Genomic DNA, 18,984 nt, shown 5'->3' on the forward strand with positions numbered 1-18,984 from the left:
CTATGAATTTTAGTACAACGAAATATATCAATAAATATTCAGAGGCATCAACGCTAGCTTTTTTTAGGCTAGCGTTTGGTTTTATGATGGTTTTAAGTTTAGCGAGATTTGCGAGTTATGGCTGGATTAAGACGTTTTACATTCAACCTCAATTTCACTTTACCTATTACGGTTTTGAATGGGTAAAACCACTAGGTAATTATACGTATTTATTATTTTTTATCTCTGGATTAGCCGCTTTATTTGTTGCCATTGGATACAAATACAAACTATCGATTATTATTTTCTTCCTGAGTTTTACTTATATAGAACTCATGGATAAAACGACCTACCTAAACCATTATTATTTTATTACGGTGGTGAGTTTTATACTGATTTTTTTACCTGCAAATGCTTACTTTTCTATTGATGCGTACAGAAATCCTAAAATTGCCTTTCAGAAAATACCCAGTTGGACAATTGATATTTTAAAAGTGCTTATCGGGATTGTATATTTTTATGCGGGATTGGCAAAACTCAATTCAGACTGGCTTTTTGAAGCTATGCCACTCAAAATCTGGTTGCCTGCTAGTTCCAATTTACCAATAATTGGTTCCTTATTAAACGAGAATTGGGTACACTACGCCTTTAGCTGGACGGGAATGATCTATGATTTAAGTATCCCTTTTTTACTACTATACAAAAGAACCCGACTATTCGCTTTTGTTTTAGTCGTGGTATTTCATGTCCTGACTAAAATACTTTTCCCAATTGGCGTTTTCCCGTACGTAATGATTGTCAGTTCATTACTTTTTTTTAACAGTAATTTTCATAAAAATATCCTACAATTTGTTTCTAAATTATTCAATTTTACTTTCGCTGTTTTTGAGAATGGAAAAGAAAAAATTAAAAATTTTAATTTTATTCACAAAACTAAAATAGCTTTGGTGAGTTGTTTTATAGCTTTCCAAGTACTTTTTCCGTTTCGATATTTATTGTATCCTGACGAATTATTTTGGACTGAAGAAGGCTTTCGGTTTTCATGGCGTGTGATGCTTATGGAAAAAGCTGGTTATGCCCAATTTAGTGTTACCGATGCAAAAACAAAAGAAAATATAATGGTGGACAACAGTCGTTTTTTAACTTCTTTTCAGGAAAAGCAAATGTCGTTTCAACCGGATTTTATTTTGGAGTACGCACATTTTTTACACGATTATTATCAAAAACAAGGTGTTCACAACCCTGTAGTTAGAGTAGAAAGTTACGTCGCTCTTAACGGAAGATTAAGCAAATTATACATTGACCCAAAAATAAATCTAGCCAAAGAAAATGAATCTTTCAAACACAAAACTTGGATATTACCTTTTAACGATGAAATTAAAGGATTTTAGTTGCATTCTACTTTTGTTCGTCACAATAAATAGTTTTTCCCAATATAAAGTTTCGGGAATAATTACGGCTGAAAACGGTAATAAATTAACGTTAGTCGAAGTTTATAACAAAAGTTCCGGGACTAAACAGCTCTCTAATTCTAAAGGAGAGTTTTCAATTGAATTCAACCAATCTGGTGATTATCAACTTGTATTTTACAAAGAAAACTATGGTGTTTTAGAAAAAACAGTGTCAATATCAGATCAAAACATTGTTGTTGTTTTAGAAAGCGTTGCACAACTTTCCGAAGTGGTAATCAATAAGCAGAAAGAGAAAATATTCGCTCTCAATAAATTAAAAGATATTGAAGAAACGGCTATTTATGCCGGAAAGAAAACCGAAGTTATTTCATTAAATAAAATAACAGCGAACAAGGCAACCAATAATGCCCGTCAAATATTTGCTCAGGTAGTAGGACTAACTATAAATGAAAGTTCTGATGGTGGTTTGCAATTAAGTATTGGAGGTCGAGGATTGGATCCAAATCGAACAGCAAATTTTAATACTCGTCAAAACGGTTATGACATCAGTGCGGATGTTTTGGGTTATCCTGAAAGTTATTATGCAACACCCACCGAAGCATTAGAAGAAATTCAAGTAGTACGAGGCGCGGCATCGTTACAGTACGGAACACAATTTGGCGGATTAGTTAATTTCAAATTAAAATCACCAAGTAAAAGACCCTTTGAGTTTACAACGAGAACTACAGTAGGCTCGTATGGTCTGTTTACCAATTTTACGTCATTAAGTGGCACAAAAGACAAGTTCAGTTACTACACCTTTTATAATTACAAACAAGGAAATGGATTTAGACCTAATTCTGACTTTGAAAGTAAAAACTATTTTGGAAATTTAAATTATCAATTTTCGGATAAAACTTCCTTACATTTTGACTACACCTATTTCAATTATTTAGCACAACAAGCTGGAGGATTAACTGACGTGATGTTTGATAAGGATCCAACACAAAGCAATAGAACACGAAACTGGTTTGCTGTAAATTGGAATTTATTTGCCCTTCGCTTAAAGCATAAATTTAATGATAAGGCAGATTTTTCTTTGCAATTATTTAGTCTAGATGCGAGTCGTAAAGCACTTGGATTTCGTTCTAATAGAGTTTCTGCCCCGGATGTATTAGGTACTGAAAGGGATTTAATAATTGGTAAATTTGTCAATTGGGGTGCCGAAGCACGCTATTTGCAGCGTTATACAATTAACGAGAACACCAGCGCTTTTTTGATTGGTGCAAAATTTTATCAATCCAAAAATTCAGGAATTCAAGCCCCGGGAAGCTCGGGTAGTGATGCCAATTTTAATGTTGCTGAGACGGAATTTCCATTTTATGCCAACCAATCCAACTATACTTTTCCCAACTTAAATATCTCTGTTTTTGGAGAAAATATTTTTAAAATAACTCCAGGTTTTTCTATAACTCCGGGTTTTAGATTTGAAAAAATAAAAACACAAGCCGAAGGTTCTTATCGAAAAATAAATCTTGATTTAGCAGGAAATGTGATTTTAGATGAAACTACGTTTGAGAAAAACACAAAAGACCGAAACTTCATTTTAGTAGGTGTTGGATTAAGTTATAAACCACAAAACCGAATTGAATTGTATGGGAATATTTCTCAAAATTATCGCTCGGTAACATTCAATGATATTCGTACGGTTTCACCAAGTCAAGTTATTGCTGAAGATATTACAGATGAAAAGGGTTATACTTCTGATATTGGAATTAGAGGACAATTTGGAAATAAAGTAACCTTTGACGCGAGTATTTATGGCTTGTATTACAGTGATAAAATAGGAGAATATGAAACCCGAAACCCAAATGGCTCTGCGGCAATTGTCAGATTGCGAGACAATATAGGAACTGCTGTAACCTACGGTTTTGAATCCATGTTCGACTGGAGTTTAAACAATACATTTTTTAATGAAAACGATAACTTTGTTTGGAATGTATTTTCTAATATTGCGATTACCAATTCAGAATATTTAAAATCGGATGCGCCAAATATTGAAGGCAATAAGGTCGAATTTGTACCGCTTTATAACATAAAAACAGGAACCGGAATTGGATATAAAAACTTTATTTCAAGTGTACAATTTACCTACGTTTCCTCTCAATTTACCGAAGCAAACAACAGTAAAACAGATAGAAATGACAATACGTATGGTATTTTTGGCCAAATTCCAGCCTATTATGTAGCTGATTTTTCAACCTCGTATAAATGGAAAAAATGGAAACTAGAAGCCGGAATCACTAATTTTACAAACAATAGTTATTTTACAAGAAGAGCCACTGGCTACCCAGGACCAGGAATAATACCTTCTGATGCAAGAACTTTTTATACTACGCTTGAGTATGTTTTTTAATATTTAAAAAATTTGATGATATTCAAGTAATTTACAAAACAGATAATAGTTTATTCAAATTAATGAGTGCTTCAAATCTTTTTGCAAAGAAATATATATACGATTTAGACTACATAATTGATTAAATGCCTTTAATAGAATTATTCAATCAATTCAACATCAAATCAGAAAAATTAAATTAATCGGAGCATAAGACAATTTTTGATTTGGATAACGAAATAAATCCAATTGACGAACCTAAATTACTTTTATAATTCGATAGTGTAAAAATTCAAAACAGAACAGACCATCACATTCGAATGATAGAATAAAAGTATTAGAAAACAGCAAAAGTTGGCATCTAGCTTTAAATTAATGTTCTAAAGTAAGAGAGTTGTACAACCTTCTTGGTAAAGATTTCCCTGTTCCAACTGCTACCAGAATAAAGTGATTCTTTAAACACGTATCATTTAGTCTTCATTTACATCTAATGCTTAATTTTCAAATCGTTAATTTCCCTTTTCAGGGCCAAAAACATATCTTTCACACTTGCAGCTTCAGAGATTTCTTGTTTTCTATCGCTCCTGCCAATATTACATTCATACTCCCAAATCTCAAGAATATCAGAAGCCTTTACTTCATAAGGGGGATAATAAATATTATCTGATTCCAAAACCAGAATATTTTTTTTGTTCTTATTCAGTCTTTTGTAGACCATCCCCTCACTTTTGGTTATCAGTATATAAGTCTTACCATCCATAACTTCACCTAATTTTTCAATGTACCGACCAACAATGATACTACCATCCTCATGTGGTGGCATGGAATCTCCTTCTACCGGAAAACCCCTATGCTTGCCAGATCCCAAAAATGGTAATGAAATTTGTTGCAGACTTTCAATATATTCCGGATCGGCATACCCATTCAAATACCCGGCTTTTACTTTTTGTGTAACGACTTCAATAAAGTTATCTCCTTTTTTATCTACCGTAATCGGCAACACCAATCTGTTACCTTCCAATTGTAACAAATCATCTACGGGAATTTTTCGAACATCCACAGATAGCAACAGGTCTATACTGATGTGATAGTAATGCGCTATTTTCTTCAATATTTCATACGGTGCTTCCGAGGTTCCGTCTTCATATTTGACATACCTACCCCTAGTTATCCCTAAGGATACAGCCAGCTTTTCCTGTGAAATCTTTTGTTGCACCCTAAGGTTCCTTATGTTGTCAGAAAATAAAGACATAGCCATTTTGTTATAATTTGTAACAACAAATATAATCAAATTTGTTATCATCTGTACTAATTTTGTAACGTATAAAAAGAAAAGAAGATGGAAAGAGCAATTGTACACATGGATTTGGATACTTTTTTTGTGTCCTGCGAAAGACTGGGAAATTCAAAACTGGAAGGAATCCCTTTGATTATTGGTGGCGGAGATCGTGGTGGTGTTGTCGCTTCTTGTTCGTATGAAGCCCGAACTTTCGGTGTGCGTTCCGCCATGCCTATTAAAATGGCACTCCGCCTCTGCCCTCAGGCAAAAGTGATGAAAGGTGATATGGAATTGTATTCTAAATTATCGCATGACGTAACCGAAGTGATCCAACTAAAAGCACCTATTGTAGAAAAGGCAAGCATCGATGAATTTTACCTTGATATTACCGGAATGGATAAATTTTATGGGGGTTACAAATGGACCAACGAACTGGCACAATCCGTTACCAATGAAACTGGTTTACCCATCAGTTTTGCACTATCGGTAAACAAAACGGTATCTAAAATTGGTACCGGAGAAGCCAAACAAAAAGGAAACTTGGAAATACCGGAAAATAAAGTCCGGTCTTTCTTAAATCCGCTTTCAATCCAAAAAATACCCATGGTGGGTGATGTGACTTTTCAGTTATTATCTCGAATTGGAATCCGTACCATTCAAACGCTTTCTGAAATGCCTGCCGAAGTATTGCAACGGATGATTGGCAAGAATGGCATCGACATTTGGAAGAAAGCAAACGGTATTGATCACAATCCGGTGGAACCCTATACAGAACGGAAATCCATTTCAACGGAGCATACTTTCACTCAGGATACCATTGATATTCCAAAATTGAAATCAATACTGATTGGAATGGTGGAAAAACTGGCTTTTCAGTTGCGTTCTGAAGAATGGCTGACTTCCACGGTAGTTATTAAAATAAGATATTCCAATTTCGACACAGAAACCGAACAATGCAAAATACCTTACACCTCAGCCGATCACATGTTGATTAAATCTGTTACCGATTTATTTGATAAAGTTTACCAGCGTCGCATGCGGCTCCGATTAATCGGAATTCGTTTCAGTGGACTCGTTCGTGGAACCTATCAAATCAATTTATTTGAGGATACCGAAGAAATGCTGTCTTTGTATCAAGCCATGGATAAAATGAAAAGCCGTTATGGCTTTGACGCCGTAATGCGGTGCGCCGGAGCAAGCTTCAAACCCAATAACAAATCAGAAATTTTAAAACGATCCTCTAAATAAATAAAAAAATCACAACCAAAACCGCATTGTCATCCCGAGCGCAGTCGAGGGACAACAACTCAAAAACCCATTACCCAAAACCTAACATCCCATGTACCTCAACTGTCATTCTTTTCATTCCCTGCGTTACGGCACCATCCCGCTGTTGGATCTCGTCCAGCAGGCTGTTATTTGTGGTGTAAAAACAATGGCATTAACCGATATTAATACCGTTACTGGCATCTATGATTTCATAAAAAGCTGCGAAGAAGTAAATATTAAACCACTCATAGGAATAGAATTTCGTTGCAACCATCAACTGCGTTATATCGGCTTGGCAAAAAACGCCGGTGGTCTAGCCGAAATGAATCGCTTTCTAACCAAACATAATTTCGAAAATAGCCCTTTACCAGTATCCGCTCCTGATTTTAAAAAAGTAGTCATTATTTATCCTTTCGAAAATAAGCCAGCTAAATTAAAAGACCATGAATATATAGGCATTACTCCCGATCAGCTTCCCAAGTTGTTTCTTTCGGAATGGAAGGCTTTGCTTGACAAAATGGTGATTTTACAATCTGTCACCTTTCGGACTAAAAGAGAATTCAACTTGCATAAAATCCTGAGAGCTATTGATACCAATGTCATCTTGTCCAAATTGACTGACGATGATTATTGCAAAACATCTGAAGTAATGATTTCTTTGGAGGAACTGCTTTCAAAATTTGAGGAATATCCTCAAATTATCGAAAACACGCAGAAACTGATGGATCAGTGTCATTTTGAATTCGACTTCAAAACGCCCAAAAACAAAAAGTATTATTCCGGGAGTCGGGAAAGCGACATGCAGCTTTTAACCAAACTCGCTCACGAAGGATTGTTAAAAAAGTACGGTGCCGATAATTTCCAAGCAACAGCTCGAGTGGAGAAAGAATTAAAGGTGATTGATCAACTAGAATTCAGCAGCTATTTTCTGATCACGTGGGACATCATTCAATACAGTATAAGTCAGGGCTTTTTGCATATCGGTCGGGGTAGCGGAGCCAACAGTATCGTGAGTTACTGCCTTGGCATCACCGACATCTGCCCTATTGAACTGGATTTGTATTTTGAACGCTTCCTGAATGTAAACCGCAAGAGCCCACCGGATTTTGACATTGACTGGTCCTGGAAAGAACGCAATACCATTCTCCGATATATTTTTGATAAATACGGTGCCGATCATGTCGCTTTCTGCGGAACCAATGTGGAATTTAAATACCGTTCCATATTCCGGGAAGTGGGTAAAGTGTTTGGGTTGCCCAAAGAAGAATTGGATGCATTGGCTAAAAACCCAATGGCGTTACATGATAAAAACCCAATAGTAAAGTTAGTGCAGGAATACGGGATGTTGCTTGAAAAATACCCAAATCAACGCAGCATGCATTCCTGTGGAATCCTGATTTCCGAAGAACCCATTACCAATTACACGCCTTTGGAAATGCCCCCGAAAGGGTTTCCAATTGTTTTGTTCGACATGCACATTGCCGAGGATATTGGTTTTGAAAAGTTTGATATTCTCAGTCAGCGCGGGATCGGTCATATCGATGACAGTGTGAAACTAATCGAGAAAAATCAGGGAATCAAAGTCGATATTCGGGATACATCATTGTCAAAAAATGAGGCGAAGGCCAATCACTTTTTGAGCCATGGAAAAACAATTGGATGCTTTTATATCGAAAGCCCGGCAATGCGTGGCTTATTGCGACGTCTGAAATGCGATAACTACAAAACCTTAGTAGCAGCATCCTCCATTATCCGCCCGGGTGTCGCCCAATCCGGTATGATGAAAGAATATATTTTCAGGCACAACCATCCCGATAAGTTCGAATATTTTCATGACGTTTTTAAAGAACAGCTAGGCGAAACCTATGGGGTTATGGTCTATCAGGAAGACGTCATTAAAATTGCCTTACATTATGCAGGACTTCCCGCTGCCGATGGAGATATTCTGCGTCGGGCCATGAGTGGGAAAGGACGATCCAAAGCTGCTTTGCAAAAAGTCAAAAACAATTACTTTGCCTGCTGTACGAAAAAAGGACATCCGCTTAAGTTGAGTGAAGAAATATACCGACAAATTGAATCTTTCGCTGGCTATTCCTTCTGTAAGGCTCACTCCGCCTCTTATGCTGTTGAGAGTTACCAAAGCTTATATTTAAAAGTCTACTATCCTATTGAATTTATGGTAGCGGTGATCAATAATCAGGGTGGTTTTTACCGTACCGAAGTATACGTACATGAAACCAAAATGTCAGGTGCAACCATTCAGAATCCTTGTGTAAACAAGAGCGATTATGAAACTACGGTATATGGCATTGACGTTTATTTGGGCTTCATGCATCTGGAAGGTTTGGAAAGTAAAGTAGCGCATGGTATAGTTAAAGAACGGGAGGAACAAGGTGCATTTAAATCATTAGAAGATTTCATCAATCGCATTCCCATAGGTATTGAAGGGATACAGATTTTGATTTTTATCGGAGCATTCCGCTTTACCGGTAAAACAAAAAACCAATTGCTGGTGATTGCCAGACTCATACTAGTCAATTTCAAACCCGAAAACAGAAATGGGATGCTGCTTCAGGAACCAATCAAAGAATATGAACTGCCCATACTCGAACGCTCCCCTTTTGAAGATGCTTTTGATGAAATCGAGCTATTGAGTTTTCCGGTTTCCTGCACCCCTTTCGATTTATTGCAGACCAAATATCGAGGGGACGTAATGGCGAAAGATTTATTAAAGCACCATAAAAAAACGGTAAAGATGCTGGCCTACCTTATTTCCAGAAAGCACGTTCCTACCAAAATGGGAACCATGTATTTTGGAACTTGGGTAGACATAGAGGGGGAATATTTTGATACGGCACATTTTACTAAAAGTCTGGAAAAATATCCGTTCCAAGGCGGCGGCTGTTATTTACTCTTAGGAACTGTAGAAGTGGATTATCATTTTCCCACCATTACGGTTATCAAAATGGCCAAAATGCCATTCCTCCCTGATCCAAGGTATTCCAATACTTCTGACAGACAATATAAAGTCCATGAACAAATTCGGGAAGATGTCAGCATGACCCATCGGGCACCGTATCCACAGGAATATGAAATTAATCTGCCAAGACATAAAATGGAGGTGGGTACAAAAAAAGAGTCTGTTTGACTCTTTTAGCAAGTGAGGAAGGAGCGATTTCACCAACTTCATATACAAGAATAACAATACAATTCACGTTATATACCAAATGAAAAAACAGGAATACGCAATAGTAGATATAGAAACCACAGGCGGCAATGCCAGTAACAGTCGCATAACAGAAATTGCCATTGTTATTCATAACGGAACCAGCGTAATCGACCGCTGGGAAACACTAGTCAACCCAGAAAAAGAAATACCGCTTGCCATTTTTTCGCTAACCGGCATTAACAATGAAATGGTTCGGGATGCACCTATTTTTGATACTATTTCTGAAAAAGTTTTAGAAATGCTTACCGGACGCATTTTCGTTGCCCATAATGTCAACTTTGATTATTCGTTTGTTCGGCATCAACTCGAAGCAAGCGGATTCAAATGGACCGCGCCAAAATTGTGCACCGTTCGCGCAGCAAGAAAGATTAAGTCAGGATTGGCTTCGTACAGCTTGGGAAGGCTTTGCCAATCGCTAGACATCCCTTTAACAAACCAACACCGTGCCGGTGGTGACGCGGATGCCACAGCCATATTATTTTCCCGTTTGTTGGAATGGGACGTTGAAGGAATTATCGAAAAAATGATAAAAAAAACTTCTCAAGACCAGCGCTTACCTCCAAATCTGCCGCCGAATGACTTTGAGCAATTACCTGAAAAAGCAGGAGTGTATTATTTTTACGATCAGACAAGAAAAGTAATTTACGTAGGAAAGGCAATTAACTTAAAAAAAAGGGTGGCTTCCCATTTCAGTGGCCATAATATCACGCCACAAAGGCAAAATTTCCTGCGAGATATTCACAGTATTTCCTTTGAAGTTTGTGCTACCGAATTAATGGCGCTTTTGCTGGAATGTACCGAAATTAAGAAACTATGGCCTACTTACAACAGGGCACTCAAACGTTTTGACCCTAAGTATGGGCTGTATGAATATGAAGCCCGCAGCGGTTACAAATACCTGGCCATTGGAAAGTTAGGCAAATTTCAGGCGTGCATAGAGTCTTTCAATAATTTGTATAAAGGCATCAATGTATTGCGCAGCCTAGCCGAACAATTTGGCATTGATAACCGATTCTGTAACTACGGCATGGACGACCACAGAGAACTTATCCCAAAACCGGACCGAGACAATTTACCTGAAGTGGAACTACACAACGAGCAAGTCGAAAACGCCATTGATTTTTTAATAAAAAACAGGCCAAGCTTTGCCATTATAGACAAAGGCAGGTCTGCTGAAGAACGCAGTTGCATTTGGGTTGAAAAAGGTCACTTTTATGGCATGGGATATATTGCATCGGATATTGGTTTTACAGATCCCTCTGATATAAAAGATCATGTCACTCAACACAAAAGCAATAAATACAGTGTGGATTTAATCCTTGCTTATGCTGAGAAATATCCGGGTAAGGTTCTTTTTAAACAAAATCATAAAGAATTATGAGACTTTCAATAACACCGAAATATTTACATCAGGCATTGGCGAAAAAATTTTTTTTGACTTTCCAGATACGGAACTCATGTTTACTACAATTTTGTTTTCAAAGAAGAATCTGACTATTATTACACTACGTTACGTGACAACGCGCCATGGCAAGAATATGCACCCTCTGGCTCGTTTGTAATGAAGCACCTACTTTCCTTATAAAAAGAATCGTAGCGTTTGCATCGCAGCTAACTTAACAGAGCCTATTCAAACAGTATTGCATTCAGTGCCTCAAATTAATAATCAATTCACGTTCTTCCACTGGCAATCCTTATGAATACAAAAGAAGTTTTAGCTTCCCGTCGGAGCCATGATGGAAGTACCCTTACCATAAAGCCAATAAGGAGCGAAGTGGCAGAAGCGTAAGCGCTCTCACAACCTAAATCTGTAGGCTCTATATCTGAGCTATTTTTGGAAAAAGAAATTAAACTTAATTTAACTCAATGATTTACTACAAATAAAAACAGCATCTAAAATTACTTTAGATGCTGTTTTTTAATGCACTGTAAAAAAATTATTTTTATTTAAGCGATTTCATATCAATTACAAATCTGTATTTAACATCATTGCTTGTAACACGATCATAAGCTGTGTTAATATCTTGCATATTGATAAGCTCAATATCACTAGTAATATTGTGTTTGCCACAGAAATCTAACATCTCTTGTGTTTCTTTAATACCCCCAATTAAAGAACCAGCAATACGCTTACGTCCCATAATGATATTTCCACCATGAAATGGCTTCAAAGGTTCTACTGCACCAACTAAAACCATTGTTGAATCAATTTTAAGTAATCCTAAATATGGATCCATTTCATGACCTACAGGAATAGTATTTAAAATAAAATCGAAACTGTTTTGGTGTTTTTTCATATCGTCTTCATCTTTGGAAATTAAAACTTCATGAGCACCTAAACGTTGAGCATCTTTTCCTTTTTCTGGCGATGTTGTAATCATAACCACATGTGCACCTAATGCATTGGCAAATTTAACGCCCATATGACCTAATCCTCCTAAGCCTACTATTCCTACTTTATCTCCTTTTTTCACATTCCAATGACGTAATGGTGACCACGTAGTAACTCCTGCACATAATAGCGGTGCAGTTGCTGCTTCGTCTAAATTTTCTGGAATGCGTAGTACAAATTTTTCATCAACAACAACTGACGTTGAATAACCTCCGTATGTTTGTTTGCCTTCAAGATGTTTATCCGGACTGTTGTACGTAAATGTTGCTTCATTTTCGCAAAATTGTTCTAAATCTTTCTGACAAGAAGAACATGTCTGGCAAGAGTCTACCATACAACCTACACCTACTAAATCACCTACTTTATGGCTACTAACACCATTTCCTACCTCTACTACTCGACCAATGATCTCATGTCCAGGTACTACAGGATAGGTTGATCCATTCCATTCGTTTCTTGCTGTATGTATGTCACTATGACAAACACCACTGTAAGTGATATCAATTTTTACGTCAGCTGTTCCTACAGCTCTTCTTTCAATATTTATAGGTTTTAAATCTTCTGTTGATGCTGTTGCACCATATGCTTTTACTGTTGTAGTCGCCATTATTATGTTGTTTTTAAAGTTACTATTTATTCAATTTTTGTATTACTATTTATTTAGAAGCTTCTGGATAATCAGTATATCCTTCTGCTCCTCCTGCGTAGAACGTACTTTGATCCCATTCTGCTAAATCTAAGTTGTTTTCAAAACGTTCCACTAAATCTGGATTAGATACGTATGGTTTACCGTAAGCTACTAAATCCGCATACCCTTCTTCAATTACTTTATTTCCTTTTTCTTGATCAAATGCCGAGTTAATCATCAATGTTCCATTATATAGAGGACGGAAATGTTTAGCTATTTGTGTCACAGCATATGGTATTTCTGAAACATCTGTAAAAGGTTCAGAAAGATGCAAGTATGCTAAATTATAATCATTCAATTTTTTAATGATGTATTCAAACGTTGCGATTGTGTCTTCATCCATAGTTGTTCCGAATGGACCGTTTAATGATGGATTAAAACGAGCTCCAATTTTTTCCTGCGGAATGACTTCTTTGATCGCATCTAAAACTTCAAAAAATATACGGGCTTTATTTTCAATACTTCCACCATACTCATCCGTTCTATGATTAGACGTTCCGTTAAAGAACTGCTGAAACAAATAGCCATTAGAGGAATGTATTTCTACTCCATCAAAACCAGATTTTACTGCATTTGCAGCTGAATTTTTAAAATCTTGTACCGTAGTTTTAATATCTTCAATGGTCATTTCCTTTGGCGTAACAGTATCTTTAAACCCTTCCGGAGTAAATGATTTATCATTAGGATTTATAGCTGATGCGGATAATGGTAATGCTCCATTATGAAAATCGGGATGAGACATACGTCCTACATGCCACAATTGAATAAAGATTTTCCCTCCTTTATCATGTACACGTTTGGTTACTTTTTTCCAACCTTCTACTTGCTCATCTGTGTAGATACCAGCCGTATTGATATAACCTACAGCATCACGAGACACTTGCGAGCCTTCTGTAATAATTAAACCTGCTGATGCACGTTGCTCGTAATACAAGCCATGTAGCTCATCCGTTGGAACGTTGCCTTCATTATCTGCTCTACCACGTGTCATAGGCGCCATGACAACTCTGTTATTGAGATTAATATTTTTTTTATATGGTGTTAATAAAGGTTGTTTGCTCATGTTGTTTTTTATAAATTATTTGTTTTTTACAAATTTACATTACCGTGTCACCAATATCATTGACTTATATCAATTAAAACAGATTTAACTGTTTTCCTAACTCTATTTAAGTTTTCTGGAGTGACTCTTAAATCGTTTATACCGATTCCAGCTTAAAACGATCAGATCGTTCTAGGACAAAGGGCACTATTTCTGAAAATGTTTTTAATCCAGTTCCTCAAGTGTATAGAACAATCGATTTTGTACCCCTATATTTTCTTTCTGTAATTGGTATGCCAAAGGAATCGCGCGTCTAGTATACTCAAAACATTGGTTGTTATAGATTATGTCCAAAACAGGTTTCCCTTGGTACTCTTTTATGAGATCGATTTGGTTGCCTTTAAAATCCTGAACCAGAATTGAATCAACAGCTCTATTTTCTTTATTCATTTATTGCGGTTTTGATTTTAAGCTCACTATTGCAAAATTGATGAAACGAAGTTGTTCGTTGTCTATAATTATTTTTTTTGATAATTTAAAGTAATTTTCAATAGAAAAATTTTCTGTTAAGAAGAAAAAATTCATTAAAACGGCTATTCTAGTGTTTTAAATAATTTTCGCCAGCGGGTAACAAGGTTATGATTTAATAGCTTCTATCGAAAGATTTTTTTATTTAGTATCGCTTTCCTTTTTTGTTACTTATATTAAAAATGGTTCCAAAGTTTTTACACTTTGTAACCATTACTTATTTTTCTAGCTAAATTGAAATGTTTAGAAATTACATCCAAGTAATAATATCTTTTGTATTTCTTCTTGATTTAGGGTTTGCTGGATCTGCTTTTCTGTAACCAAAAGCAACCATAAAGGATAAACCGTATTTATCTGTATCCACACCAAACTTTTCTCTCAATAAATTTTCTGTTTTTTCTTGATGAAAACCTTCAATAGGACAACTATCAATACCTACTAAAGCGGCTGATGTCATCATATTTCCCAAAGCAATGTAGGTTTGTTTTGATGACCAATCGAATAATTTTTTATCCGTATCTAAATCAAAATCATTTTCTTGAAATTCTCTGTAGAATTTAGTATACAATTCTATGGTATCTGCTGGCCATTGTTTGACTTCTTTCATCATTGACATAACATAATCGGAATCGTATTTTACCATTGGTGCTTTCATAGACAAACCCAATACAAAATGGCTTGCAGTATCTAGTTTTGCCGGTGCTCCCCAAGCTACTGGTTTTATCAATTCACGCAACTCTTTGTCTTGAACAACAATAAAATGCCAAGGCTCAAAACCAAAAGAACTTGGCGATAAATGTGCGGTTTCTAAAATAAATTCCATATTTTCATCTGAAATAATTTTAGCAGCGTCAAACTCTTTAGTGGCATGTCTAAATTGAAATGCATTGATAATATCTTCTTTTGCTATGTTAGGTATGCTCATATTCTGTTGTATAAATTTTTAATGACTACAAATTTACAATACTGCAGCAGAAATCTCCTTGACCTATATCAAGTAAGATAGATTTAATATTTTCATAACTACATCTCTTTTCCGGTTTGACTCTCACGTTTGAGTAGTTCTAAACCAGCTTGACTTTCTATTCCTTTTTTTGAAGTACAAAGAGAAAAGTGAAATCCCTCAAAAAAGAAGACCAAAACGAGCCCGACATTGGCAATAATTTGGAAAATCAGTCTACTTCATAAGGTTTTATAAAACTATTTGACATTCTCTGATTCTTTTAAATGTATCACGTAAAATAAGCAAACGAGACAATACTTCCCCTCAATTATTCTACCTTTGGAATCAAATTACAAACCCGCTTGAAAGAAAAACTCAAACAATTAGAATTATTTTTAAAAAGCTCGAACTTTGACCGAGGGATTCGTATTGGTTTTGGAATTGCTGTACCTCTTGCAGTGCTGTATCTTTTAGGGTATTTTGAATATGCTCTAGCTGTTGCTATAGGTGCTTTTTTAAATGCGCCAGGCGACATTCCGGGCAGCACCAAGCGTAAAGTCAATGCTATTTTAATCAGTATTGGATTAACAATGATTATTACGGCTATAATCCTATTTTCAAAACCTTTCCTACCCCTGTTTTTGGTGGCACTAGCAATTATTACGTTTGCTGTCTCGCTGCTTTCGGTTTATGGTTTTAGAGCGTCCTTAGTGTCCTTTTCTGGCTTATTGGCAATGGTAATAGCAATTGCCATTCAAAAAGAAACGGCCTATGCAATTTTAGTTCAGGTTGCCTTAATGGGTGTCGGAGGTCTTTGGTATTTAGTCGTATCCGTTATTTTTCAAAAACTTGCGCCTGTAAAAGATCAGAATCAGCTATTGTCAGATACGCTTTTCCTTATTGGTGAATACTTAAAAATACGAGCCAAATTATTAACAAAGAAAACTGAGCGTGACAAATATCTTAAACAAAGCTTAGTTTTGCAACATCAAATCAATGAAAAGCAGGAAACACTCCGAGAAACACTGCTAACCGCACGTAAACGTTCCGGACGTTCGCATTATGAAGAAAAGCAACTGTTAATCTTACTATCTTCTATTACTATCTTCGAATTGACAGAAGCAAAACATTTGGATTACAAAATGATCGATGAAATTTTTGGCGAGCACAAAGAATTTCTAAAAGCTTCCAAAAATCTGAGCAAAATCATGGGCGATCACCTCATCCGTTTGTCTGAATTATTGATTCAAAAGAAGAAAATACCAAATAAAGATATTCTATTAAGTACATTAGCAGAAGCCAACGAATCTATCAAAAATTACGTCGATACCGTCAAATTACCTGAAGCGCGTGAAGGTGCTTTAGTATTGAAAAATCTATACGATTATCAAGAGCAACTGCTACAAGAAATCAGAGTTATTAGACGTGTAATGGCCAATGTCAAGGAGGCTTCTAAAATATCCTTAAAAAGACAAGATTCGAGTCAGTTTTTAACGCTTCAGGAATACAGGCTGAATGTCCTTGTTCAAAATTTCAGTTTGGATTCCACCATGTTTAGACATTCATTGCGCCTTACCATTGCGATAGTATTTGCCTATCTATTTGGATTTCTTTTTGACATCCAAAATACTTATTGGATTTTGCTGACCATTATCGTTATTATGCGACCTAGCTACGGTCTAACCAAAGAGCGATCAAAAGCTCGTATTATCGGAACGCTCATTGGTGCGACTATTGCTGTTGGTATTGTGCTGCTTACTCAAAATGTAGTGGTTTATTCGGTATTAGCATTTGTTTCATTGGTATTTGCATTTGCATTAATTCAGCAGAATTATAAGTTTTCCGCTGCATTGATCACCATCAGTATCATATTTGTGTATTCCTTAATCAATCCTGATGCCTTTGAAGTGATTCAGTACCGCGTCATCGACACCATCATTGGAGCCACTATAGCAGTTGTTGCTAATTATATGCTTTTACCAAGTTGGGAAGCCAATAATCTAAAACAGGTACTTCTGAACGCTTTAAAAAGGAACAAAGAATATCTTATAGCAACACAAGAGTTATATCAAGATCCTTCTAAACACAAACTCTCCTATAGTTTGGCAAGGAAAGAAGCATTTCTTGCTATCAGTAATTTAAATGCTGCCTTCCAGCGATTGACCCAAGACCCAAAATCGAAACAGAAAGAATTTCAACTGATTTATGAAATTGTGACTCTTAACCAGACCATGGTTTCTGCCATCGCATCCATTGGTAATTTTATCAGTAATCATCAAACCACTCCTGCTTCTATAGAATTTAATATACTCATCAAAAAGATATCCAATACCCTACAGATGTCCTTCGATAGTTTTGACGATACTCAAATAAAGAAAAAAGTCACTACAGAAACTGCTGAAGATGCGGAGGAAAAGTTGTTGGGGAAGTATCAGCAATTATCAGATTTGCGAGATGAAAATATCAGATTAGGCCACACTGAATTAGATATCGAAACGCTTCATGGTCTTCAGGAAGCTTATTTGATTGCCAATCACATGACCTGGTTAAAATCCCTTTCAGAAAATATACAAAAAGCTACAGAACGTTATCGCTTGACTATCGTAGAAACCCAGTAGTAATTTTTTATCGATGTTAAGGTAATATTCACAACATGCTTTTCATTATTACTTATAGCACTTACTTGCAACTAAATTTGGTACTTGTCAATATCATCTTTTTTGTTGTCTTCTATCTATTCAGCATTCATCCTCTTTTAAAAATTGAATTATATAAAGATCAAAAAAAAGCGTTTTAATTATTAAGTATATAACTTAAATGGAGACTTTTTATTCTTTTGTTTATCCTATTCGCAATTCCTTTTAATCAAATATAAATTCTGTACTTCCTTATTATGAACCTCCCATTGCGTTCCTTAAGGTTGCTTCTTTTGTTATCTTACAACCCCCTTCATTTTTTAATCAATTAGACGCTACTGCCAATAAAACAGCTACGTAATGACAAACAGCACCTGCGAGCACAAAAAAATGCCAGACAGCATGGTTGTACCGATATTTCTTCCACAAGTAAAAAACAACACCAATAAGGTAAAGCGCGCAGCCAATTAGAATCATAGTCAGGATATTAGAGGGAATACTTTCAAAGAAAGTACGTCCGCCAACAACCATAATCAAGCCCATTCCTATGTAAATTACCGTAGAAAAAATCTTCCATTTTTCTATAAAAAAAATCTTATAAATGATTCCCAATGCTGTAAGACCCCACAAAACCGATAGCAACGTTATACCAAAAGAATTAGGCATATACATCAGTAAAAACGGAGTGTAAGTACCCGCTATCAAGAAATAAATACTGATGTGATCAAGAATTTCAAGTGTGCGTTTTGCCTGAACATTCTGCATTCCGTGGTAGAGTGTAGAAAAAGTAAAAAGTTGTAAAAAACAAAAGCCATATATAGCCGCACCAATAATACCAGAAGTGTTATCACTTTTAATAGCAAATGCAATTAGGATAGGGATACTTACAATACCAAAAATAATTCCAAAACCATGTACGATACTGTTTACGAGTTCTTGCCTGATTTGTATATTTGAATTCTGAGTTTGCATAAAATTTATTTGACAATGCGTATTATTTTACCTCTTTTTTGTAAAATTACTCAAATCTAATCCTAACTTAACTCTAATGGCGATATAATTTACCTTTTTATTACTACTGTTCTACTTCCAAGAGGTCTCCTTACACGCTCTATGATGAATCGTCTGGTCTGGTTTATTTCCTATTGAACAATTTGCATTTCTTTATTCAGCAGATTTAATCGCGCTTAAATTATAAAGGAGATTATAAAAA

12 protein-coding genes are annotated in these 18,984 nt (G+C 35.9%); 6 read left to right on the forward strand and 6 right to left on the reverse strand.

What is annotated here, in order from left to right; genetic code table 11:
- Positions 1–2 precede the first annotated feature (2 nt).
- Positions 3–1,370, forward strand: a complete 1,368-nt coding sequence (locus EKM02_RS10145; RefSeq protein ID WP_126454791.1) for an HTTM domain-containing protein — start codon at positions 3–5, stop codon at positions 1,368–1,370.
- The gene (locus EKM02_RS10150) at positions 1,351–3,786 is read left to right on the forward strand and encodes a TonB-dependent receptor domain-containing protein (RefSeq protein WP_126454793.1); all 2,436 of its coding nucleotides are present in this window, start codon (positions 1,351–1,353) and stop codon (positions 3,784–3,786) included. Before EKM02_RS10145 ends, EKM02_RS10150 begins: the two co-directional genes overlap by 20 nt.
- A 466-nt stretch (positions 3,787–4,252) precedes the next feature.
- Here the strand turns inward: EKM02_RS10150 and EKM02_RS10155 are convergent, their stop codons facing one another.
- Positions 4,253–5,017, reverse strand: a complete 765-nt coding sequence (locus EKM02_RS10155; RefSeq protein WP_126454795.1) for an XRE family transcriptional regulator — start codon at positions 5,015–5,017, stop codon at positions 4,253–4,255.
- 87 nt (positions 5,018–5,104) lie between these two features.
- On the opposite strand from EKM02_RS10155, the gene dinB reads away from it, so the two are divergent.
- The 3 genes from dinB (at position 5,105) to EKM02_RS10170 (ending at position 10,923) form a co-directional block, all read left to right on the forward strand.
- Positions 5,105–6,292, forward strand: a complete 1,188-nt coding sequence (dinB, locus tag EKM02_RS10160; protein WP_126454797.1) for a DNA polymerase IV — start codon at positions 5,105–5,107, stop codon at positions 6,290–6,292.
- 91 nt (positions 6,293–6,383) lie between these two features.
- Positions 6,384–9,461: a DNA polymerase III subunit alpha gene (locus EKM02_RS10165; protein WP_126454799.1), complete on the forward strand. Its 3,078-nt coding sequence runs from the start codon at positions 6,384–6,386 to the stop codon at positions 9,459–9,461.
- Positions 9,462–9,540: 79 nt separating this feature from the next.
- Positions 9,541–10,923 carry an exonuclease domain-containing protein gene (locus tag EKM02_RS10170; protein ID WP_126454801.1) on the forward strand — a complete coding sequence of 461 codons (1,383 nt, stop codon included), beginning with the start codon at positions 9,541–9,543 and terminating at the stop codon, positions 10,921–10,923.
- A gap of 562 nt (positions 10,924–11,485) precedes the next feature.
- Here the strand turns inward: EKM02_RS10170 and EKM02_RS10175 are convergent.
- The 4 genes from EKM02_RS10175 to EKM02_RS10190 form a co-directional block, all read right to left on the reverse strand.
- Entirely contained in the window at positions 11,486–12,541 is a 1,056-nt protein-coding gene (locus tag EKM02_RS10175; RefSeq protein ID WP_126454803.1) for an NAD(P)-dependent alcohol dehydrogenase, read from the reverse strand.
- A 49-nt stretch (positions 12,542–12,590) separates the two neighbouring features.
- The gene (locus EKM02_RS10180) at positions 12,591–13,685 is read right to left on the reverse strand and encodes an alkene reductase (protein WP_126454805.1); all 1,095 of its coding nucleotides are present in this window, start codon (positions 13,683–13,685) and stop codon (positions 12,591–12,593) included.
- A 204-nt stretch (positions 13,686–13,889) separates the two neighbouring features.
- Positions 13,890–14,114, reverse strand: coding sequence for a hypothetical protein (locus tag EKM02_RS10185; RefSeq protein WP_126454807.1), 225 nt, complete (start codon positions 14,112–14,114; stop codon positions 13,890–13,892).
- A gap of 328 nt (positions 14,115–14,442) precedes the next feature.
- Positions 14,443–15,117: an NAD(P)H-dependent oxidoreductase gene (locus tag EKM02_RS10190; RefSeq protein ID WP_126454809.1), complete on the reverse strand. Its 675-nt coding sequence runs from the start codon at positions 15,115–15,117 to the stop codon at positions 14,443–14,445.
- Positions 15,118–15,497: 380 nt separating this feature from the next.
- On the opposite strand from EKM02_RS10190, the gene EKM02_RS10195 reads away from it, so the two are divergent.
- On the forward strand, positions 15,498–17,753 hold the full coding sequence (locus EKM02_RS10195) for an FUSC family protein (protein WP_126454811.1): 2,256 nt from the start codon (positions 15,498–15,500) through the stop codon (positions 17,751–17,753).
- A gap of 342 nt (positions 17,754–18,095) precedes the next feature.
- On the opposite strand, the gene trhA is transcribed toward EKM02_RS10195, so the two are convergent.
- On the reverse strand, positions 18,096–18,743 hold the full coding sequence (trhA, locus tag EKM02_RS10200) for a PAQR family membrane homeostasis protein TrhA (RefSeq protein ID WP_126454813.1): 648 nt from the start codon (positions 18,741–18,743) through the stop codon (positions 18,096–18,098).
- Between the last annotated feature and the right edge of the window lie 241 nt (positions 18,744–18,984).

This window comes from Flavobacterium sp. RSP49, from assembly GCF_003968735.1.
Classification (GTDB): domain Bacteria; phylum Bacteroidota; class Bacteroidia; order Flavobacteriales; family Flavobacteriaceae; genus Flavobacterium.